26 protein-coding genes and 1 tRNA gene are annotated in these 20,256 nt (G+C 35.7%); 10 read left to right on the forward strand and 17 right to left on the reverse strand.

Annotated features, from left to right (window positions below):
- Nucleotides 1–141 precede the first annotated feature (141 nt).
- A complete protein-coding gene (locus tag RFW85_RS00990; protein WP_170247894.1) occupies nucleotides 142–909 on the reverse strand; it encodes a class I SAM-dependent methyltransferase in 768 nt (255 codons plus the stop codon).
- 190 nt (nucleotides 910–1,099) lie between these two features.
- Between RFW85_RS00990 and RFW85_RS00995 the strand changes: the two genes are divergently transcribed.
- The 3 genes from RFW85_RS00995 to RFW85_RS01005 all read left to right on the forward strand — a co-directional run bounded on the left by RFW85_RS00995 (nucleotide 1,100) and on the right by RFW85_RS01005 (nucleotide 2,788).
- On the forward strand, nucleotides 1,100–1,774 hold the full coding sequence (locus RFW85_RS00995; protein ID WP_170247895.1) for an HAD family hydrolase: 675 nt from the start codon (nucleotides 1,100–1,102) through the stop codon (nucleotides 1,772–1,774).
- A 233-nt stretch (nucleotides 1,775–2,007) separates the two neighbouring features.
- Nucleotides 2,008–2,493: an Lrp/AsnC family transcriptional regulator gene (locus RFW85_RS01000; RefSeq protein WP_031945309.1), complete on the forward strand. Its 486-nt coding sequence runs from the start codon at nucleotides 2,008–2,010 to the stop codon at nucleotides 2,491–2,493.
- Nucleotides 2,494–2,671: 178 nt separating this feature from the next.
- Nucleotides 2,672–2,788, forward strand: a complete 117-nt coding sequence (locus RFW85_RS01005; protein ID WP_108008433.1) for a hypothetical protein — start codon at nucleotides 2,672–2,674, stop codon at nucleotides 2,786–2,788.
- Nucleotides 2,789–2,803: 15 nt separating this feature from the next.
- On the opposite strand, the gene RFW85_RS01010 is transcribed toward RFW85_RS01005, so the two are convergent.
- The 4 genes from RFW85_RS01010 to RFW85_RS01025 all read right to left on the reverse strand — a co-directional run bounded on the left by RFW85_RS01010 (nucleotide 2,804) and on the right by RFW85_RS01025 (nucleotide 5,897).
- Entirely contained in the window at nucleotides 2,804–3,613 is an 810-nt protein-coding gene (locus RFW85_RS01010) for a pyrroline-5-carboxylate reductase (RefSeq protein WP_170247897.1), read from the reverse strand.
- A 354-nt stretch (nucleotides 3,614–3,967) separates the two neighbouring features.
- Nucleotides 3,968–4,192, reverse strand: coding sequence for a hypothetical protein (locus RFW85_RS01015; RefSeq protein WP_032037905.1), 225 nt, complete (start codon nucleotides 4,190–4,192; stop codon nucleotides 3,968–3,970).
- 223 nt (nucleotides 4,193–4,415) lie between these two features.
- Entirely contained in the window at nucleotides 4,416–4,631 is a 216-nt protein-coding gene (locus RFW85_RS01020; RefSeq protein WP_032037901.1) for a cold-shock protein, read from the reverse strand.
- A 333-nt stretch (nucleotides 4,632–4,964) separates the two neighbouring features.
- Nucleotides 4,965–5,897: a lauroyl acyltransferase gene (locus RFW85_RS01025; protein WP_170247898.1), complete on the reverse strand. Its 933-nt coding sequence runs from the start codon at nucleotides 5,895–5,897 to the stop codon at nucleotides 4,965–4,967.
- Between the two features lie 239 nt (nucleotides 5,898–6,136).
- Here RFW85_RS01025 and RFW85_RS01030 point away from each other — a divergent pair, with 239 nt between their 5' ends.
- Entirely contained in the window at nucleotides 6,137–6,754 is a 618-nt protein-coding gene (locus RFW85_RS01030) for a LysE family translocator (RefSeq protein WP_170247899.1), read from the forward strand.
- A gap of 95 nt (nucleotides 6,755–6,849) precedes the next feature.
- Here RFW85_RS01030 and RFW85_RS01035 read toward each other — a convergent pair whose 3' ends face one another.
- The 3 genes from RFW85_RS01035 to RFW85_RS01045 all read right to left on the reverse strand — a co-directional run bounded on the left by RFW85_RS01035 (nucleotide 6,850) and on the right by RFW85_RS01045 (nucleotide 8,280).
- Nucleotides 6,850–7,395, reverse strand: a complete 546-nt coding sequence (locus RFW85_RS01035) for a glycoside hydrolase family 108 protein (protein WP_170247900.1) — start codon at nucleotides 7,393–7,395, stop codon at nucleotides 6,850–6,852.
- Between the two features lie 30 nt (nucleotides 7,396–7,425).
- The gene (locus tag RFW85_RS01040; protein ID WP_002119864.1) at nucleotides 7,426–7,815 is read right to left on the reverse strand and encodes a hypothetical protein; all 390 of its coding nucleotides are present in this window, start codon (nucleotides 7,813–7,815) and stop codon (nucleotides 7,426–7,428) included.
- A gap of 210 nt (nucleotides 7,816–8,025) precedes the next feature.
- Complete coding sequence (locus RFW85_RS01045) at nucleotides 8,026–8,280, reverse strand: hypothetical protein (RefSeq protein ID WP_309171064.1); 255 nt, start codon at nucleotides 8,278–8,280, stop codon at nucleotides 8,026–8,028.
- Between the two features lie 672 nt (nucleotides 8,281–8,952).
- On the opposite strand from RFW85_RS01045, the gene RFW85_RS01050 reads away from it, so the two are divergent.
- Nucleotides 8,953–9,624, forward strand: coding sequence for a LexA family transcriptional regulator (locus RFW85_RS01050; RefSeq protein ID WP_002119885.1), 672 nt, complete (start codon nucleotides 8,953–8,955; stop codon nucleotides 9,622–9,624).
- Between the two features lie 151 nt (nucleotides 9,625–9,775).
- Here the strand turns inward: RFW85_RS01050 and RFW85_RS01055 are convergent, their stop codons facing one another.
- Together RFW85_RS01055 and RFW85_RS01060 are read right to left on the reverse strand one after the other, a co-directional pair.
- Nucleotides 9,776–10,009, reverse strand: a complete 234-nt coding sequence (locus tag RFW85_RS01055) for a hypothetical protein (RefSeq protein WP_005070233.1) — start codon at nucleotides 10,007–10,009, stop codon at nucleotides 9,776–9,778.
- Between the two features lie 174 nt (nucleotides 10,010–10,183).
- Nucleotides 10,184–10,260 (reverse strand) — tRNA-Met (locus tag RFW85_RS01060).
- A gap of 256 nt (nucleotides 10,261–10,516) precedes the next feature.
- On the opposite strand from RFW85_RS01060, the gene xseA reads away from it, so the two are divergent.
- Together xseA and xseB are read left to right on the forward strand one after the other, a co-directional pair.
- Nucleotides 10,517–11,782 carry an exodeoxyribonuclease VII large subunit gene (gene xseA / locus RFW85_RS01065; RefSeq protein ID WP_309171065.1) on the forward strand — a complete coding sequence of 422 codons (1,266 nt, stop codon included), beginning with the start codon at nucleotides 10,517–10,519 and terminating at the stop codon, nucleotides 11,780–11,782.
- Nucleotides 11,772–11,966: an exodeoxyribonuclease VII small subunit gene (xseB, locus tag RFW85_RS01070; protein WP_002119890.1), complete on the forward strand. Its 195-nt coding sequence runs from the start codon at nucleotides 11,772–11,774 to the stop codon at nucleotides 11,964–11,966. Before xseA ends, xseB begins: the two co-directional genes overlap by 11 nt.
- Before the next feature lie 254 nt (nucleotides 11,967–12,220).
- Here xseB and RFW85_RS01075 read toward each other — a convergent pair whose 3' ends face one another.
- Nucleotides 12,221–12,439: a hypothetical protein gene (locus tag RFW85_RS01075; protein WP_004709788.1), complete on the reverse strand. Its 219-nt coding sequence runs from the start codon at nucleotides 12,437–12,439 to the stop codon at nucleotides 12,221–12,223.
- Between the two features lie 48 nt (nucleotides 12,440–12,487).
- Nucleotides 12,488–13,081: a LysE family translocator gene (locus RFW85_RS01080; RefSeq protein ID WP_032006561.1), complete on the reverse strand. Its 594-nt coding sequence runs from the start codon at nucleotides 13,079–13,081 to the stop codon at nucleotides 12,488–12,490.
- 441 nt (nucleotides 13,082–13,522) lie between these two features.
- Here RFW85_RS01080 and RFW85_RS01085 point away from each other — a divergent pair, with 441 nt between their 5' ends.
- Both RFW85_RS01085 and RFW85_RS01090 read left to right on the forward strand, forming a co-directional pair.
- Nucleotides 13,523–13,852: a hypothetical protein gene (locus RFW85_RS01085; protein ID WP_170247902.1), complete on the forward strand. Its 330-nt coding sequence runs from the start codon at nucleotides 13,523–13,525 to the stop codon at nucleotides 13,850–13,852.
- Nucleotides 13,853–14,327: 475 nt separating this feature from the next.
- Nucleotides 14,328–14,684, forward strand: coding sequence for a four-helix bundle copper-binding protein (locus RFW85_RS01090; protein ID WP_086266309.1), 357 nt, complete (start codon nucleotides 14,328–14,330; stop codon nucleotides 14,682–14,684).
- Nucleotides 14,685–15,281: 597 nt separating this feature from the next.
- Here the strand turns inward: RFW85_RS01090 and RFW85_RS01095 are convergent.
- The 3 genes from RFW85_RS01095 to RFW85_RS01105 form a co-directional block, all read right to left on the reverse strand.
- Nucleotides 15,282–15,689, reverse strand: coding sequence for a GFA family protein (locus RFW85_RS01095; RefSeq protein ID WP_170247903.1), 408 nt, complete (start codon nucleotides 15,687–15,689; stop codon nucleotides 15,282–15,284).
- A gap of 27 nt (nucleotides 15,690–15,716) precedes the next feature.
- The gene (gene cueR, locus RFW85_RS01100; RefSeq protein ID WP_001020650.1) at nucleotides 15,717–16,118 is read right to left on the reverse strand and encodes a Cu(I)-responsive transcriptional regulator; all 402 of its coding nucleotides are present in this window, start codon (nucleotides 16,116–16,118) and stop codon (nucleotides 15,717–15,719) included.
- 75 nt (nucleotides 16,119–16,193) lie between these two features.
- Nucleotides 16,194–18,665: a heavy metal translocating P-type ATPase gene (locus tag RFW85_RS01105; RefSeq protein WP_170247904.1), complete on the reverse strand. Its 2,472-nt coding sequence runs from the start codon at nucleotides 18,663–18,665 to the stop codon at nucleotides 16,194–16,196.
- Nucleotides 18,666–18,831: 166 nt separating this feature from the next.
- On the opposite strand from RFW85_RS01105, the gene RFW85_RS01110 reads away from it, so the two are divergent.
- Complete coding sequence (locus RFW85_RS01110; protein ID WP_086223908.1) at nucleotides 18,832–19,032, forward strand: heavy-metal-associated domain-containing protein; 201 nt, start codon at nucleotides 18,832–18,834, stop codon at nucleotides 19,030–19,032.
- A gap of 49 nt (nucleotides 19,033–19,081) precedes the next feature.
- Here RFW85_RS01110 and RFW85_RS01115 read toward each other — a convergent pair whose 3' ends face one another.
- Both RFW85_RS01115 and RFW85_RS01120 read right to left on the reverse strand, forming a co-directional pair.
- A complete protein-coding gene (locus RFW85_RS01115) occupies nucleotides 19,082–20,041 on the reverse strand; it encodes a LysR family transcriptional regulator (RefSeq protein WP_170247905.1) in 960 nt (319 codons plus the stop codon).
- Between the two features lie 44 nt (nucleotides 20,042–20,085).
- Nucleotides 20,086–20,214: a hypothetical protein gene (locus RFW85_RS01120; RefSeq protein WP_002011251.1), complete on the reverse strand. Its 129-nt coding sequence runs from the start codon at nucleotides 20,212–20,214 to the stop codon at nucleotides 20,086–20,088.
- Between the last annotated feature and the right edge of the window lie 42 nt (nucleotides 20,215–20,256).

Below are 20,256 nucleotides of genomic sequence, written 5' to 3' on the forward strand. Positions count from 1 at the left end.
GGGTGATTAATTTTTATCAAATAAATGATATTGGATTTGTTTTATAGTCATCTTTAATATAATTCAAGCTATTCGAGAAAAGAGTTCTAGTGATATTTAATTCATTTCTAATCTACTAAAACCCTTACTCATTCTGCTAATTTAAAACCCTAGTTTCTTAAAGACAAAATAACCTACATGACTTTCAAAGCTACCGTCATTTTGAATTTTGAAATATTTCTTCACAAGGTCAGATGAACCTTCCTGCAAATAACGTATAGTTTTGATTTGATCTTCAGGCGTTTTCATACGCTTCACCCAACTATCAAAGTCTAACGAAAGCGTTTGTTTATCTAAACCAACCAAATCAAAGCCTGCATCTTCGATAAAATAGACCCACTCTTTCACACTATAGTTTCTTACATGACTCGGGTCTCGAATAGTTTCGATCGTCTGTAAAAACGTATCCAATATAGGCGAGCTAGAACTAATAATATCTACAAAAATAACAATGCCATCAGGCTTTAGAACACGATTTACTTCCTTCATTGCAGTCGGAACATGCTGCCAGTGATGCGCAGAATATCGGCTAATGACCACATCAAACTGATGGTCGCTAAAAGGCATATCTTCAGCAATGCCCTGCTGCACAAAGATGTTTTTTAATTTACGTTGGCTAGCAGTTTTAGACACGGTGTCTAACATTTCATGAGATAAATCGTATGCAAAGACTAGATCAGCATGAGGAGCAACATTATAAGAGACATGACCACCACCACAGCCTAAATCAAGGACTACAGCATTTTCAAATTTCTGAATTTCATTAACAAATTTATTAAATTCAATACCTTCAGAGTGAGCTTGGCTGTTTAAATAGTCGAGAGATTTATTTTGATATTGTTTTTGATTTATATCATGCTGGGTGATCATAACCTTGCTCCTTCTATGTAATGGAATCACATTAAAGGAAAAGTTGGATAAAAAATAATGATTAGTTTTTCTTCAATTGATAAATAAAAGTTATTATTTAATTTAATACATAGTAAGCACAAAATTTGAAAATTCTTAAATCAAATAGACGGCTATACTGTCTTTATCTAAAAATTTTATAACACTCAAAATGCCAAATATTATTTTATTTGATTTAGATCAAACTTTACTGGACAGAAATACATCACTTATAAAATTTGTTGAATGGCAAGTAAACTTTTTTCAATTGGTATCACAACAAAATAAGCAAAATTTTATCGCCAGATTTATTGAGTTAGATAACAATGGAAATGTTTGGAAGGACTTAGTTTATTCCCAATTAATTGAAGAGTTTAGTATCCAAGCTTTTAGCGTCGATTTCTTACTTGAATCCTATGTTAATGACTTTAATAAGTTTTGCTCTTCATTTGAGAGCGTTCCTGAAGCAATTAAAAATCTTTATAACAAAGGATATAAATTAGGCTTAGTTTCTAATGGCAAATCCCCCTTCCAAGAAAATAATTTTTATGCACTCGGTCTCAAAGAGTTTTTTTCTACAATTATCGTTTCAGAAGCCGTAGGTATGCGAAAACCAGATAGACAGATATTTGAGTATGCATGTAGAGAGCTTGGTTGTACTCCTAATGAATGTATTTTTGTAGGAGATAACCCTAAAGCCGATATTGAAGGTGCTAATAAAGCCGGAATGAAAACTATCTTTTTCCACCCAGATCCTTCTATCTGCTCTACTGTAGCCGATGAAAAAATTCACCATTATGATCAGCTAGAAACAGCAATTAATACATTAGATAATTTCATTCTTTAAAAATGGTTATTTGTTCTTTTATGAAATCCGCAAAGAGCACTGTTTAGTCACCCTTACTGAAACAGTGCTCTTTGCTCCATCCCAACCTCTATCCAGAAAGGTTTGATGCATAGAAATAGTGTATGTACGTTTGACTCAAAATGTTTCCTGTATTTTTAAAAAATTTTAAACATTCGCAGCATAAAAATGAAGTATATTGATTTTTATCAGAAGATTCTTCTTTGGTTTATATTTTGAACAGAACAGAATACACACTAGATCGTATAGATCGGAAAATTTTATCTGCATTGCGTGGAAATGGCCGTTTAACCGTTGCTCAACTGGCCGAAGAAGTAGGTCTTTCATCTTCTCCGTGCTGGACTCGACTGAAACGTCTGGAAACTTTAAAAATTATTGAAGGATATACGGTAAACGTAAACCCAAAAGCGATTGGCATTCATGAAGTCTTTTTTATTGAAATTACTTTAGAGCGCCACGATGACGAAATGCTAGAAAATTTCAGTGAAGCATTAGCAGATATACCTGAAGTTGTAGAAGCTCACCTCGTCACAGGCGACTACGATTATCTGGTTAAAGTAGCAGTCAAAGATGCTGACCATTACGAACGATTTTTAAGGAAAAAGCTTTATTCAATTAAGGGGATTCGACACACACGTTCGACCTTTGCCCTACGCCCTCTCAAATCTGCTAATACTGCCGATTTAATGTTAATTGAATAAAAAGGTTAAACGCGTACAGTTAATTACTTAATTTATTGATTTTAAAATATTTACCAAGAGAAAACCTAAAAAATATAACAGATCATAGCTCTGTTATATTTTTTTTGAAAAATTCTGTATCTATGATTACAGCCTTCAATTCTTCAAAATGTAATTAATCTGAATTGGAGGCATCGCCATGAACATTTTGAAGAAAAAAAATAAGGCCAGTTTTGTATTCTTTATTATTACTCTCTACTCTTTTATTGGGTTTGGCTTAGGCTTCGTGATTTGGGAATACCTTTTAAAAGCCTAGTTTGCTCAAGAAGAGTTAACTCACCTCAGTAATAATTTCTGAAGTGATTTCTTTACTACGATGATATGCGGCCTTCATAGCTAAACGTATATCATCAGATACATTTCCTAACTCAAACATTCTGAGTGCTGATTCGGTAATCCCGTTAGCCAACGTCACCTTGCCACACAGATCTGCTGGCGGGACATTACTTTTACGGACCATTTCAACTGCCCCACTAGCCGCCTGGAGTGCTAAATCTAGAGCAAATTGTTTATCAAGACCTAAAGAAACCCCTGTCTTTATCATGCTATCTAAAATATAGAAAAAATAAGCCGGTCCCGAACCAGATAAAGCAATAATTGCGTCTGTCTGAGTTTCAGACGGCGCCCAAAAAGTCTGACCCGTTGCAGAATAGAGCATTTCGATTAAGTCTTTATCAAGCTGGTCCATTTGCTCTGACGCAATAAGTACATGGGTCCCCGTATGCGTTAGTACAGGAGGATTTGAAATTACACGAACAATTTTTTTCGAACCAGTAAAACGAGTCAAGTTAGCAATATCAATCCCTGCCATCATAGAAACAATCATTTTATTTGCTAACGCTTTTTTGAGGGGAATAAGTGTCTCTTTGAGCTGTTTAGGATCTAATAACAACACTACAATTTCAGCTTTTTTTAAACCATTTTCTTTTTGATTTAAAATATTTAAATCATTAATTTTTTTCTCTTCAATCAAATGTATCTTTTGTTTTTGAAATCCTTTTAAAACTAATCCTCCTATTAACGCCAAAGCTAAATTACTACTTCCAATGAAACAAATACTAGGCTGTACTGCACTTAACATTTAAAATGTTTTCCTTTCTTAAGAGAGGCTTATAAAAAGAAATATTATCTATAATTTAATTATGAATGTTGAATTAATAATGACCGTCTGAATAAAGAACCCACTTTAATAATATAAATTATTAAAATGGGTTTTGTTTTATTTGCGCAATAAATAAAACAACTCTAGCTTAAGCCTAATGTATTACTATTGTTAGTAAATACCACAAAAAAAATGTTAAGCTGTGTAACGTATACAATAGTATTGTAAAAAATTCTGTAATGAATTCTATTAAGCTTATATAAAGAATATCTATTACTTAATAAGAAAATCTTTAAACCAAATTAAGGCACAGAAGTGTTCTAGTTCAAACAACTAAAGAGTTTCTTTCTTATTCGCTAAAATTCTCTCAGCTTTTCTGATTGCCTGTTGCAGATCAATCTCATCACAGACCCAGAAAGTAAAAATTTTTCCAAATAAGTGAAAATGTTGTTTTACATACTTCGAACTGTTATCGGAGTAATGCTCTTCTATCTTAAAAAAATCATTGTGATTTTCTATTTTTTGACCGTCAAAAATGCCGCCAATACAAATATCCATTTTAGTACCATATACCTAATTACTTATATTTTAACAAAAAATTTAGAAGTACTTTTAAGAGCGTATTTTTATTCTGCTTTTTATTTTAAAGATAAGTTTAATTAAAACTTATAAAAAACCCACAAGATATGGTGGGTTTTCTTAAACTCTATCAAAGCACTTTAGCTTTAAACATATTCTATTTAAATAATATGTTTAAAGCAACTATAGATGCCCTATCAAGTTATGAATTCTGAAGAATCACAATATTTGAAGCTTGTGGGCCTTTTTTACCCTGTACTACAGTAAACTCAACACGTTGACCTTCCAAGAGAACTTTAAAACCTTGTGTTTGAATATCGGTAAAATGAGCAAAAATATCTTTACCTTCATCAGCTGCAATAAAACCAAAACCTTTAGTTTCATTGAACCATTTTACTGTACCAGTAGTAGTAGACATATATTTATCCTAAATCTTAAAATATTATAACTTATTATTGGGGAAACCAATTTAACTAAAAAATAGACGTGAAAACTTAAATATCTGAATGAACCGAAGACTTATAAATAAAACTGCGAAAAAGAAATTTATGATGACAAGAATATTTTGTTAGTTATGTTCGACTATACACGCTTCAAAATCATTTGCAATCGTTATTCAAAATAATTAAAGCGAGAAAAATTCTATGCTGTTTACATTTCGTCTTTCGTATTGATTTAATTAAAGATCTTTCAATTAAAAACCAGATATTTTATATTTTAATTGAAAGAAATACATTTAATTATTTACACATTAATAGAATTTCTGTTCACCAGCAGGACGTGTCTTAAAGCGTCGGTGAAACCACATGTATTGTGTTGGGGCAATACGAATTTGGTTCTCAATAATTTTGTTTACCCTTTCAGCATCACTGACTTCACAGCCACTTGGGAAGTTGTCCAATTTTGGCTCTACTAAAACATGATATTGCGGATTACGAATGTTACCGCTTCGATAAAAATATAAAGGAACTGCCGCTGCTTTTGAGATATCCATTAGTCTGCGATGGGCTGTAACTGTAGCGGCCTGAATACCGAAAAATGATGCCATTACACCTTGCTTGAGGCCAAAATCCTGATCTGGGCTATACCATATCGCATGGCCATGCTTAAGATTTTGTATGAGCCCGCGCATATTGTCTCGAGCAATCTGATTTTTATACACTCGGGCCCGACTACGATGAATCAAAAAATCTAAAAATGGATTATTTTGTGGTCGGTAAACCACATCCATATTAAAAAATAAAGTACACACCGCCCCACCTGCATCTAAAAGCGTACTATGGGTACCTAATAAAAGTACGCCATTTTCCTGATTATTGGTTAAGTTCTCTAACCCATCTATGTGAACACGGCTTTTAAACCAGTTTGGGCAGTACCATGCGTTTAGGGCTTCAAACACACCAGTTAAGGTGTCGACGAAAACTTGCTTGGCCTTTGTTTCAATCTGTAGAGGTGTTTTTTCAGGAAAACATGCCTGTAAATTACGTAGTGTTGTTTTTCTTCTCGAACCTAAAGATATCCATGCTATTTTTGATAAAAAATTAGCGAGACGCCATTGAATAGACCAAGGTAACATCGCGAATAACATCAAAATAAAAGCTAAAAACCATATACCCCAATATTTAAAAGATAAAAAGGAAAATTGAAACTCGCCAGATTTAAACTGCCGTTCATTTTTCGTCATATTATAGATTTCTTGAGGTATAGACTTAACATACTAACACGCTCAATTTTTAAGGTTGTGTGTTTATGTTGCTTTCACTTTTATAGTTTTACTTTCCTGACCTGTTTATAAAAATCTATATTTTAAATATTTAATCTATTTAAGGCTTAAATATACATAACCTTCTGTATACACCGATTATTTTCTCATTTAAAGTAACCGCACAATCTTGCCTCAATTTATAAATAGGATATATCAGCGTGAGCGGTCTTTTAGTATTTATAACTATAGCATTTCTTACCCTATTAAGCCCAGGACCGGGAGTTTTATTTACTGTCACAAATTCAATTAACTATGGTGTTAAAACTGCTTTGTTTGGAATAAGTGGTTTAATTATTGGTATGTTTGTGATTGCTGTAATTTCTGCCAGCGGTGTAGGACTTATTATTACCAGTAACCCTACTATTTTTACGGTTTTAAAGTTTATTGGTGCATTTTATTTAATGTATCTCGGATATAAAAACTTTACTAAAAAACTTGCAACCCAAGAGTTAATGACTGATCAACAAACCGATAAAGCTGTAAGTAAATCTAAATTATTTTATCAGGGGCTATTCGCATCTTTGCTTAATCCTAAAACAATCGTATTTTTTATCGCACTCTTCCCTCAATTTATTGATATCAAGAAAGAGATTTTAAATCAATTTTTAATTCTTTCTTTAACCTTCTGTTTTATTGGCTTTTTAATTCATTTAGTTTACGCAAATTTTTCTTCGATTTTCAAAGAGAAAATGTTATCCGGAAATAATTTCTCGATGCTCAATAAAATTAGTGGTGCTATTTTCTTTCTTCTTGCGATTTTACTTATCGCACAATAAAGCATTGCTCGATCTATTATTTGTTAAAAAGCCTTAACTCATGGTTAGGCTTTTTACTTCTTTTGTTCTCTCAACATGTTCTCTTCTAATACATTTTAGAGTGTTACTCTGTTTAATATCCAACCGTAAAAGAAATCCTCATAGTTAGGATTGTTCTCGGTAATTTCAATATAATGCTGTCCTTGCATAATATTTAAAATACGCACAAATACTTTTTCTCCCTCTTTATTACGTCTTTTTAAATACGTAGCCAATGCTTGTAAAGTAAGAGGCCCGTACTGGCCATCTACCACAAGATTTGGCCACCCTTCCTTCCCCTGCTTATTCAGCAGATTTAAAGCACGTTGTAATAAAGGTTTTGCAAAATTGACGCCACAATTTATAGCTGTATCCAGTAACTCTTCTGCAATAGCTGGGCTAATCGCATTAATCTGGTCAAACTGGGGTTCAAGCCAATATTTTTGCTTATAAATAGATTTGGCGACGCTTAATGGCAAGTCTTGCATATTGCCTTGATATCCGTTCGATTGAGCGACTGCCTCTGTAATGCCAAATTTAGTCGCATGGCCATGATCTGATGGATGGTTAACATATCCGCCTTCTCGGCTGATAATTTTTTCTAAGTATTGGTCAATATTCATTTTATTCTACCTTTATATTTAAAGCTGTCTTTAGCTATTTTGAAGATCATCTTTTGCTTTTTTTAGGTCTTTGATGACCTCTACAATCGTTTTACCTTCTTGTTTATTGATGAAGTTAAATATCCATCTCACGATAGCCCAGCCCGGTAAACCACAGATAAAGAAGAATCCAGATAGGGTGATCATTCCCCAAATATCGGATACCCATTCATGCAGGTTCCATTTCATAATAATGAATGAGCCGCCTGTAAGGCTTGAAACTACTGTACAGATGAGAGCAACAATCCATTCTTGTGGAGAACGAGGGAAACGCATCATTAATACAACTGCGACAACTAAGCTGACTGCTAGAGCCACCATAATTGCAATACTATAAAAATTTAAAAATGTGGCTAACCCACTGCTAGAAACTGTTTCCATGACTTTGTCCTGCGCTAAAGGGTAAAACTTAAAAACTCATCACGTTGACCAGCTTGCGGTTTTCAATGTTTATTAATACCCTTCGTTTTCTTTATTACAGTCAATAAAAAACACTAACGCTTTAAAGCTGCGCTAAATTGCAAGACGAACTTATCCTTGACCCCATTTATTTCAGGGGTCCGAGAAAAAATGTTTGTATGCTAAAGCCTGTTAGTGTGCACCGTTTAAGGCTTGTTCAATCAACTCAATCACTGTGATTGCACCAATCGCTTTTTGCATAGAGACTTGATCATCGAATTCGAATGCTTCATCTTCAAGCTCATTTACAATCCGCTTAGCCTCCTCAAGTGCCCTTTTTATTTTTTGTACCTTATATTTGTTCACGTCTTTGGCAATTGTTGGGATATACCCTCCACGTTTTGCATTTTTAAGTTGTTTAGCTCTGTTCTGCATTGCTGTAGTCATTCACTATCTCCAACTCAACTTACTCGTTAATAAGGCGTCTTTATCGTTTGTTATTCTTGAGGTTTTGATACATTCTTTGAGCAATATAGCTAAGCTATGGCTACAAATATGTGTTCGAAACGTTTCAACGAGTACAACAAGCTTAAAGAACCAAACAAATCACCTTTAAGACATTAATTTATAAACAAATACTTCATTTTCCTAAAATGTAAAAAAGTATTAAATTTTTTGGAATTAAACTTTTTACACGCCTTAATTTTTTGACCAAAAAGTTCATATAAAGCTTTGCCGTATATCGGAAACTTTTGTTAGGACTCACAATCTTTGTTAAATTCTTCATGTTCTTGATACCCTTTATCGACGAACATTAAGCCTGATCCACGGAATCGGGCTTTTTTTTATTCCAATTTTTGTTTTGATAGCCTGTTTGCAAATAATAATTGAGCTATCTCCCTTTTATTCTGCTACCTATAGAAACAAAATAAATTTAGCTTGCATCTCAAAGTTTTGATAAAGCGATAAATAGTGACTTAGACACCTCTTAAATTTCTCTATTCATCTTGAGATATAACTGATATTATAACTATAGTTATTATTAGTCAATAACTATAGTTGTTTTACTAGATATAACTTAAGTTATATATTTGTTATAAGTTTACTGGTGTAACCATTATGGCTCTTAAAGACCGTTTAAAAGACTCTAGAATTAAAGCCAAAAAAACTCAGGCTGAAGTGGCAGAAGCTGTAAAGATGTCGCAACCCGCCTATCAGGCTTTAGAGTCAGGGAAAAATTTAAAATCTGCATTTCTTCCTTTAATTGCCCAATTTTTAGGAGTAGATGGTTATTGGTTAACGACGGGGAATACTGAAGATTCTTTTAGAGAAAGTGATGTATTTAGCCCGACTGTAGTGAGTGCAGAATCTACTGATCAGTATGTTTGGATTGAAGTTGTAGAAGCTAACTTTTCTTGCGGGACAGGTGAATCTATTGAATTTCACTTTGATGCTATTAATGGAAAAATTCCATTCCCTGCTTCATTCTTTAAAGAAAAACGCGTTGCTCAAGAATGCATGCGTATTATTAAAGCTAAGGGCGATAGCATGACAGATTACATTAAAGACGGAGATTTGGTGGGTATTGATATCTCTCAAACAGAAGTCATTGATGGCGAGATTTATGCGGTTTACTTTGCTGGCGAAGGGATGATTAAACAGATTTTTAAAGAAGCAGATGGTTCTTTAATTTTGCATAGCTTAAATGAAAAATTTAGAGACCGACGCGTGACAGAAGAGAACGGTAAAAATTTTAAGGTTATGGGTCGCCAGTTCTGGCGAGCAGGCTAATTGAGTTATTAAATATAATTAAAATAATAAGACAATTTTTTTAATCACTTCAACTTTTTTATAACTTTAATTATTTATATAGACTGTAGATGTAAAAAAACCTATCTCCTTTAAAGGAGATAGGTTTTCTCGCTTTATTACCATGGTTTTATCAACAATATGTATTTAAACGATAAAGTTGATTAAACCCGGTATAGAAGCTTTTACCATCTTGGTTTAACTCAATTTCTTCACCAGACTGAAGTTGAATTTTTTTACCAACTTCGACCCAACGATATCCATCGAGAGAGTTTTGTTTACGCACATGAGGAACAATCCTCACATTAATTTCGTTGCCATTTACGGCTGTGGCGATGTGCCACTCATTTACTATATTCACAATCATTCACTCATCACTGAGCTCATGTGATTTTACGGTATGTAATTAGAACGCTAGATTTAAGGTATGGACAGTTCGTCTAGAATTTAATATTTAGCTTTATATAGGGTTATTTATAAGCTAATTGCTTTTCATAATTTTCGTATTATGAAAAGTGGTACATCACAGAGCATAATATTTTGGATGCGGGAGTCGGATTTGAACCAACGACCTTCGGGTTATGAGCCCGACGAGCTACCAGACTGCTCCACCCCGCAATTGGAAGTAAGCTTTATACGCTCATATATTTTATAAAGCAAACTTTATTTTTTAATCGGTTGTAATTATTAACAATTCTCTTTTTATTATTTTTTTCATTTTAACCATTCAGTCTAAATTCACATATCAATTTCAATTTTTAATTCTTTAAATTGTTGTATTTATTTTAAATAGAACCCGATATTCATAGACAACAATTGCCTTGGTTGGATGGCTTTTATACTATCTAGATTGGTCCTTTAATTTTTAGTTCGTATGTCTGAACCTCAGTTTTCCCTTAGTGAATATCTCGGCACAGTTCAGGAAGTCATACGTGTGGCTTTTGATGAGCCAGTTTGGGTAAAAGCAGAAATTCGAAATTTAAATATTAAGGGCGGTCATTACTATTTAGAACTCGCAGAAAAAGATGCAGAGACTGATAAAGTTATTGCCAGCTGTAAAGCCACGATCTGGAAATTTTCAGCGAGTAAAATTGTTTTAAAGTTCGAACGTGAAACTGGGATTGAGATTTCAAGTGATTTAAATGTACTCATCAAAATTAGAGCACGTTTTGATCCTCAATATGGATTTTCTGTCAATATTGAAGAGATTGACTCAAGCTTTACATTGGGTGAAATTGCTAAACGTTATCAGCAAATTATTGAACGACTTACTCAAGAAGGTTTAATCCATAAAAATAAACTTCTTCCCACTCCTTTTGATATTCAAAATGTTTTAGTCATTGCCCCTCAAAATGCTGCGGGCCTCGGTGACTTTAAAAAAGATGCAGATGCTCTTGAGCGAAATAGGGTTTGCCATTTTGTGTATCAAACAGCGACTTTTCAAGGAAACACGGCTGCAACCAGTTTGATTGAATCTTTAGGTTCAGGTTTAAGACAATGGGCCAGCGCGTTTAGCTTTCCACCTGACTTGATTGTGATTATTCGCGGTGGTGGATCGGTGAATGATTTAGCTTATTTAAATGATTATGAACTTGCCGCCCTACTTTGCAAACGTAGTGTACCCATTTGGGTTGGCATCGGGCATGAAAAAGACCGTACAATTCTTGATGAAATTTCTCATCGCTCATTTGATACACCAAGTAAAGTCATTGCTGGTATCCGAAACCACATTATTGAACGCGTACAAGAAGCTGTAGATAGTCTACAAACGATTAAGCTACTTTCTCAGCATCAAATCACGACCTATCAAAGCAAGAATGATCAACTGCTTCATCACATAAAATCTTCGGCACAGAGTCAACTTAGCTCGGCCCATCGTTTGCTTGACCAGATGAAAGAACGTATTCAGTTTAGCTCACAGCAACAAGTTAAATTCTCATTAGCCCAAATCGAATCGTTAGTGAAAGAAATCCTTTTGCAAAACCCGAAGCAGGTTCAAGCCAAGGGCTATGCAATTGTGAGATCAGAAGGAAAAGCGATTCGCTCTATACATCAAATTTCAAGCCCCGCCATTGCTATTGAGATGCAAGATGGTGTGGTTGAAGCCAACATTACACAGGTAATTCCAAATGAAGAATGAAGAGTTAACGTTTAAAGATGGTCATGACATTTTGAAGAAAAATGCCGAATTATTAGAATCTCAAGAAAGCCCAGATATCGATAATTTAATGAAAATTGTTGAAGAATCTATTACGGCTTATAAAGCGTGTAAATCACGTATCGAAGCCGTTCAACAGGCTTTAGATGAGACATTTAAAGAATAAAAAAAGCCCACTCCTACTTCTCATTGAAGGAATGGGCTTAGTGAAATCCACTTAATCCTGAAATGCAAAAATGTGGATTAGGTCACATTTTTACACAAGCATAGTCCCATAACCATTTTAGATGTTCAATATTTTAATTGTGTCTATACGTTAGTTTGGCTTAATTTTCACCACCTCTTAAATAAAACGAGTTCTATTAAGACCCTACCAAACACAAACTCTACTCATGGTTATTGTTAAATTTAATTTAAGAGTTATTCCTCACTGAATGGACCAATTAACTGATAAATTTTGCCGTCTTTAGGGTTTTCATAGAGCAAATCCATATTGGGTAAAATAATATCGTCATTAATTTCAATATGTTCAACGCTTTTATGAAGCTCAAGCGCATGGTCATTCATGGGTCTAACTTTTGCCAAAGCAATTGATTCTTTATCAAACTGGTCCTTGATAATTACTTTTAATCTTTTCATAAAAATCTCCTGAAAAATAAATTTTTTAATATAAATAATGGGTTAAGTTTAAAATGAGCTAATCGCAGAATAGCCGATTGGCATCGCAAAAAAAGTTAAAATAAATGCAGCCGTACGTTGTAAATTACGTTGGTTTAACCAAGTTACTTTGTTTGAAATTAATACGGTTCCAAAAGCAATCCATAAAAATGCAATGGGTGTAATTAATGATAAAAAAATAGCAATATGCACAAAATAAACGTGAAGCACTTCCCATGCTGCATGTGGAAAAATAGCAGAAGCAAAGAGTAAAGCTTTAGGATTTAAAAGTGTTGCAACAAATAAAGCCTTAGGTGTAATCAGTGGGGTGTCTAATTTGATGTCATTTGTTGATGTTATCCAAAGTTTAAATGCAAGGTAGAGAATAAAAGTTGCACTTATTAACTTTAATAAGGCAGGAAGCCAAGGAATAAAATGTGAAACTGACTCAAGCAAAACACCCCATGAAGTAATTGCAATAAGATAACCCATCACTTCAGCAGGAATAAGTTTAAGAGACTGCTTCACCCCTGCTTGTATTCCAGCCGAGGCTAACAATGTATTTGTTGGGCCTGGAGTCAACAAAATGGTGACCACAAGTCCAATAAACATAAATGACACCATAGGCAATGAACTCTTTAGTTATGCTAGGCGAAATATGTCAAAAAGGAATATCTATTGTCGACATAATGGTTGTAACAAGAAATATTGAATTTTATTTTTTTAATTTTAAAACAATTAATTAACTCCACATGACTACAAATTCACTTACTATTTCAATAATTTTAAATATGCAAAATCGATCACACAAATATAGAATAAACGCTATTTTTTCTGCTTGCTAAACAACTAAATCAAGCTTTTTTTCACAGAAAAATAAGTCGTTATTTTTAATATTTAGTTCTTATTCAGCTTATTTAATAAACGCTTTTTTCTGACTTGAAATTTGAAAATTGATCAATATATAAACAATTAGAAGTCGTGATTTTACTGAATATGATGTCCCATTCCCCATCAATTCTTTGATTGTCGCTTTCATCAAATAAATCAGATGATGGAGGATGCATGATGAATGCTTATGTTCGCCCTCATCCAGATGGTTTTAAATCTTTTTTAGGCAAGAATCAGAAAACTGGACTCTACATTGTACGAGTTGGTTGGACGGTTTATGAAATGAATGGCAATGGTTCTGTGCTATACATTGTCAAAAATGAAGATACGATTCCGTTGGATGTAGAAAATTTTAAAACTGATCGTCCCAAAATTTATGCTGCTCTTCTAAGTGAAGTTCAGTTTCAACGCAAGAAACAACTCGCGATTGATCTCCAGCAATCAAACATCCCTTCTTATGACCGTAAAGCCTACAAAAAACGGCGTGGCTTTATTAACTCTTAAGTGAAGGTATTTACTTTAAACTCATATAGAAAAAGCACCCTTAGGTGCTTTTTCTTTTAACGACCTGTTGTAATTAATACAAGCATACTCAGTATTAAAGTACTTAATGATCGTTTGCAATGTATGTGGACTTCATGCTCAGCTCCGTGAGCATATTGATTAACGTTTTCCATTTCGTGTGCCCTTAAAGTTCACACTGATAATCTGCCCAATTTTCACACAATAAGAAATTAGCCAAAAGTATTATATGCAATTAAATTTAACACAATCCTTAAATTTAAATCCCCTCTTAACATGAACAATTATGAGCGTTTTAACTAAAAACTGGATGTAACATTCTACTACGAGGTTAATTATGTATTAGCGATTTGTAGACCTTTCATCTCAAACAGCCATGCCTTAAAAATGATCTTCTAAAATAGGAAATATAACGATATTCCATTTTTTAATAATAGCCTTCGACAGGAGAACTTTTATGGAAATTCAACGAGAAACCAACTCTTCTTTATTTTGTAATGCCTCTACCTCAATTCAAGCTTGTATTGAATGTATGATTGCTTGTAAAACTTGTGCAGCTGCATGTTTACAAGAAGAACATGTTCATATGATGCGTGAATGTATTAAGCATTGCATGACATGTGTAGAAACCTGCCAACTTTGTACGTCTTTAGAACTAAGAAACTCTGAACTAGCAGAATCAGCAATGCAACTTTGCGCAAATGCATGTCAACTTTGTGCAGCGGAATGTAGCAAACATGAGCATGAACATTGTCAGATCTGTGCGAAAGCATGTTTAGCCTGTGCTCAAGCTTGTCTTGCCTATCGTGCTTAAATAATTTTCCAGATGTAAAGCCTACGCGTCTTTAGATCGTAGGCTGATTAAAATACTTTAAATAACAACGAATTATATATTTATTATTTAAGGAATACTTTTTTATAGGCATAAAAAAAACCCGCATCTTGGGGAAAATGCAGGCTCTTAGATCTCCCACAACGACCATGAGTTCATTATTAAACTTGAACTTTAAACCGTTAACTAAATGTACCGTTAATTAAAATAAAAATCAATACAGAATAGTCTGTATATTTCAATTTTTTTATGATTTTTACATTACTTTTTCATAAATAGTTTAAAAATATAAGATATTTTTAAATGAGAAATAGCTTTTTAAAAGACATTAAAAAAGCCCGTTTCACGGGCTTTTCTGCAACGGTGAGCAAGTTAAGATTTGTGTCTATCCATCTCTTAGTTTGCTCTTTGCTAGCTATATGTAAGGTCTTATCGTATCTTTTGCCCTGTCCCAAGTTTCCCTGTGGATCGAGGAGATATTACGATTACGTTAGGTACAGTTATAGCACATTATTTATTCATGACTAGTCTTGTTCACGTTTTTTTACAAATGAATAAAATACGATCTAACCTTAATATTTAAGGGTTTTCTATCCCATTTGGATATTGGCGAGCGGTATCACAAATTGGATACCACTTCACTTGTGAATTGACAAAAGCATGAGAGATGACTGGCGTCGATATTTCTTCATTAATAAGTCCTACCCTTAGGCGTACCACTTCTGGCTTATCTAGACGTTCACTCCAGATCGGTGAACCACAAGTTTTACAGAACACTCTCTTTTTATTAGGCGATGCAAAATAAGCCTGTAAAAGATTTTCACCCTGCACAATGTTTAAATCACTTTTTTGTACTTGAGTGATGGCAGCAAAAGCAGCCCCTTGTGCTTTTTGGCATTGATTACAATGACAAACCATGATGGGTTCTAATTCGACATTAATGCACAGTTGAACGCCATTACAAAGACAAGAAGCAGTATAAGCCATGATTTTTCCTTTTTATTTTAATGAAACTTAGCTTACACCCACACCTTTTTCAATGTGATCTAAGATGGCACAAGAAGCCTGTTGGTCGCCACAGCAATCATCAGCAGAAGCCTGCAAAATATTGACCATTTCTTGGAGATGGGCAATTTTCTGTTTTAATTCGGCAATGTGTTTGACGGTTAGGGCTTTCACTTCTGCACTATGCCGATCTGTGTTTTTCCAAAGTGAAATAAGCTCTTTCATCTGTTCAGAAGAAAAACCTAACTCTCTGGCATGTTTTAAAAAATTCAAAGTTTTAAGGTCTGTTTCTGAATAAATGCGATAGCCAGAAGCAGAACGCTGAGCTGCTTCAAGTAAACCGATTTCTTCATAGTAGCGAATCATTTTCGCTGAAATGCCTGAATGTTTGGATGCCTGACCGATATTCATCTCACACCTCAAATATTAAATTTGGTTTAAGACCTGCTGTCATGATCTTAAACCAAAAGTTGATTTTCAGCACGCTTACTCTACTGGCGCATGAAAGCGTTTTAAGCGTAATGCATTGCCTAAAACAAAGACTGAAGAAAGTGCCATCGCACCTGCTGCAAACATCGGTGAAAGCAACACACCAAATGCTGGATATAGCGCACCTGCTGCAATTGGAATTAGGGCTACGTTATATACAAATGCCCAGAATAGGTTTTGACGTATGTTTCGCATGGTGGCTTTACTTAATGCAATTGCATTCGGCACGCCTTTTAAACTACCTGACATCAGCACCACATCGGCAGCTTCAATCGCAACATCTGTACCTGTACCAATGGCTAAACCGACATCTGCTTGCGCCAAGGCTGGTGCATCGTTAATGCCATCACCCACAAAGGCCAAACGACCATATTGTTTTTGCAGTTGACGAACTGTGTCCACTTTGCCTTCGGGTAAAACCTCGGCCACGACTTCATCAATGTTCAGCTTTTTGGCAATTGCTTGCGCAGTATGACGGTTGTCTCCTGTAATCATGGCCACTTTGAGACCTAATTTATGTAAGGCTTCAATCGCAGCATAGGTTGTTTCTTTAATTGGGTCTGCCACGGCAATAATTGCTGCAAGTTGCTGGTCAATGGCAACATAGAGTGGTGTTTTGCCTTCTTCACCTAACTGAGCAGCAATCGCTTGGAATGAGCTGGTGTCTAAACCAAGTTGGTGCATATAACGATCTGCGCCAATTTGTACTTTTTGGCCTGAAACTTCTGCTTCAATACCTGAACCTGTAATCGAGTTAAATGCTGTTACTGGTAATAAGTTTAGGCCTTCGCTTTCTGCTGCTTGCACAATCGCAAGGGCAATTGGGTGTTCAGATTTGGCCTCAACAGAGGCAACTAAAGTCAGCACTTGGTTACGTTCAAAGCCAGATTGCACATTAAAGTCTGTCAGTGTCGGTTTGCCTTCGGTGAGCGTTCCTGTTTTATCAACGGCAACCACTTGTGCTTCTTGTAAAAGCTGCAAAGCTTCACCTTTACGGAACAAGACACCTAGCTCAGCACCACGTCCAGTACCGACCATAATAGAAGTTGGTGTTGCAAGCCCCATCGCACAAGGACAAGCAATAATTAGTACCGCAACAGCATTCACCAAGCCAAAAGTTAGCGCAGGCTCTGGTCCCCAAATAAACCAAACCAAGAAAGTAATTGCAGCAATTAGCATCACTACAGGCACAAACCACATGGTGACTTTATCCACTAAACCCTGAATCGGAAGTTTAGAACCTTGGGCTTGTTCAACCATGCGAATAATTTGTGAAAGTACAGACGAAGAACCAACGGCGGTTGCCCGAATGTTTAGAGTACCGTTTTGATTGACCGTACCACCGACCACCTGATGGCCTACGATCTTTTCAACGGGAACAGGCTCACCCGTAATCATAGATTCATCAATGTAGCTGTGCCCTTCAACTACTTCACCATCGACTGGCACACGTTCACCCGGACGAATTTCTACAATAGTTCCACTGACCACTTCGACAACAGCAACTTCCACCACTTGACCGTCACGCTGAATACGAGCTGTTTTGGGCTGCATTCCAACTAAATGTTGAATCGCTTGCGAAGTACGTCCTTTAGCTTTTGCTTCAAAATATCGCCCGAGTAAAATTAAACTGACAATTACAGCAGCCGCTTCAAAGTAAACATTGACCGTACCTTGTGGTAAAACTTGCGGCATAAAGGTTGACACGACTGAGAAACTGTAGGCAGCTAAAGTTCCAACAGCCACTAGCGAGTTCATATCTGGTGCTAAACGCCATAAGGCTGGAATCCCTTTTTGGTAAAAACGGCGTCCAGGAAAAACGAGTACTAATGTGGTCAAAACAAACTGTAAAAGCCAGCTATTGTATTGACCAATGGTGTGCATGACCCACATGTGAAAAGCTGGGATTAGATGTGAACCCATTTCCAAAATAAACACAGGTAAGGCCAACACAATCGAAATGATCAAATCTTTTTTAAGCTGATCTAACTCTGAAGCTTTTTTATCGAGTTGCTCATCTTGTTTTTTTTCAGCTGCTTTCGCGTCATAACCTGCTTTTTTAACAGCACGAATTAAGTCTTCAACATTGACTGATGCATCTGCTTGTACCCAAGCCTGCTCTGTTGCTAAGTTGACAGTTGCCTCTTGAACACCGTCTACTTTTTTGAGGGCTTTTTCAACACGTGCAACACAAGATGCACAGGTCATGCCCTCAATAGACAACTCCACTGGTGCAGCTTTTGGAACATCATAACCCGCACGTTCAACTGCTTTAACCAGTGCTTCGCGCTGAATCGGTTGATTTGAATAAACAACGGCTTTTTCTGTTGCCAAATTAACGTTGGCAATCTCTACATTTTCAACTTTCTTAAGTGCTTTTTCGACACGTCCTACACAGGAGGCACAAGTCATGCCCTCAATTGAGAGTGTTTCACTATATGCTGGCAATTTTGTGGTTTTTGAGTCCATCAAACACCTCTGCAAATCTGCAAAATTTAATATTCTGTATTGAGCATACAGATTCCCATCATGGGAAGGTCAAGCATATTTTTTTAAAAATTTGGTCTTGACCTTACAATCATGACAAGGTTTAGACTCAGTGTTATCCAAACAAACATCTCATTCTTGATGGAGTATGAACATGAAACTACTTATTGAAAATATGACTTGTGGTGGCTGCGCTCGTGGCGTGACTGCGACGATTCAAGATATCGACCCAAATGCAAAAGTAGATGTAGATTTAGCAACCAAAATCGTGACTGTTGAAAGCAGTGAAAGCATCGATAAAATTACCGAAGCACTTGAAGAAGATGGTTTCCCAGCGAAAGTGCAATAAGATATAAAACTGCATAGCTTCAACCTTTGAAGCTATGCACTTCTCTTATTTAAAGATCGATACCATTTGAATCATCTATCGGGTTCTGATCGAGTGTAAAGACAGTCCGTTGGTAAGGTATCCCTTCTAAGTCATAAACCTGATAAATACAATCAAACAGTGACTGTAAATCTTCACTTCGGTCCATTGCCCGTGCTGTAATAAAAATTGGACTGACCGCGCCGTTATCTAAAATCGGAATATAGTTTAAGTGTGGAAATCGAATGGTATCGGCGCTTGCCGGAATAATACAGATACCTTCTCCCGCTGCCACTAAGCCCAAAGCCAATTGAATCTCTCGTATTTCATGCATATTTTTTGGAACCAAACTATGCTCGGCAAAAATATTTAAAAGCTGGGTCGAAAAATTGGGTTTCGGCGAAGTGGGATACATAAACATCTTTTCATCAATGAGATCGGCCAGATATACCCCTTCCGTACGCTGCGCAATTGGGTGGCTCGTATGTGCAGCAACTACCAATCGTTCTTTACGTAAAAGAATTCGTCTCACTGCAGGATCACTAATTCTTAGGCGTCCAAACCCAACATCAATACGTCCTTCTTTTAATGCCTGTAGTTGTTCAGTGGTACTTAACTCCATCAATTGAATATTCAAATGTGGTTGCTGCTGACGAAATAAATAAATGATTCGCGGCAGTAAACCATAGAGTAAAGACCCAACAAAACCAATGGTCATACTTCTTTCGATGAGACCAATCCGCTTGGTCATACTTTTTATTTCTTCAGCATTCGACAAAAGTTTAAGAGCGTGCTGATAAAAGAAATGTCCGGCTGGGGTTGTCTGTAAAGGACGGCTTCCGCGCTCAAACAGTTGAATTCCAAGCTCACTTTCCAGATTTTGGATCTGCCGACTCAAAGGTGGTTGAGCAATAAATAGTTTCTCAGCAGCCTTGGTGAAGCTTTGTTCTTCCACCACCGCCACGAAATATCGTAAATGTCTTAGTTCCATAAGGCTTCCATACCTTTAAGATATAAAAAAATGCAAATTCAGTCTTAGACACAGTTTAACCATTCTTTTAAGGTATATACAAGCAACAAACCGATGAAGTGATGAATTGCTTTGTGAACAAGCCTTTTGCCAATCTTCCAGTTATTCATCTTCATCAATTCACGGTTAAACACTCAGCGCACTCATGCGCTTCATTGACAATATTAGGATATCAA

The organism is Acinetobacter sp. 12966 (assembly GCF_031196995.1).
In the GTDB taxonomy this organism is placed as follows: domain Bacteria; phylum Pseudomonadota; class Gammaproteobacteria; order Pseudomonadales; family Moraxellaceae; genus Acinetobacter; species Acinetobacter geminorum.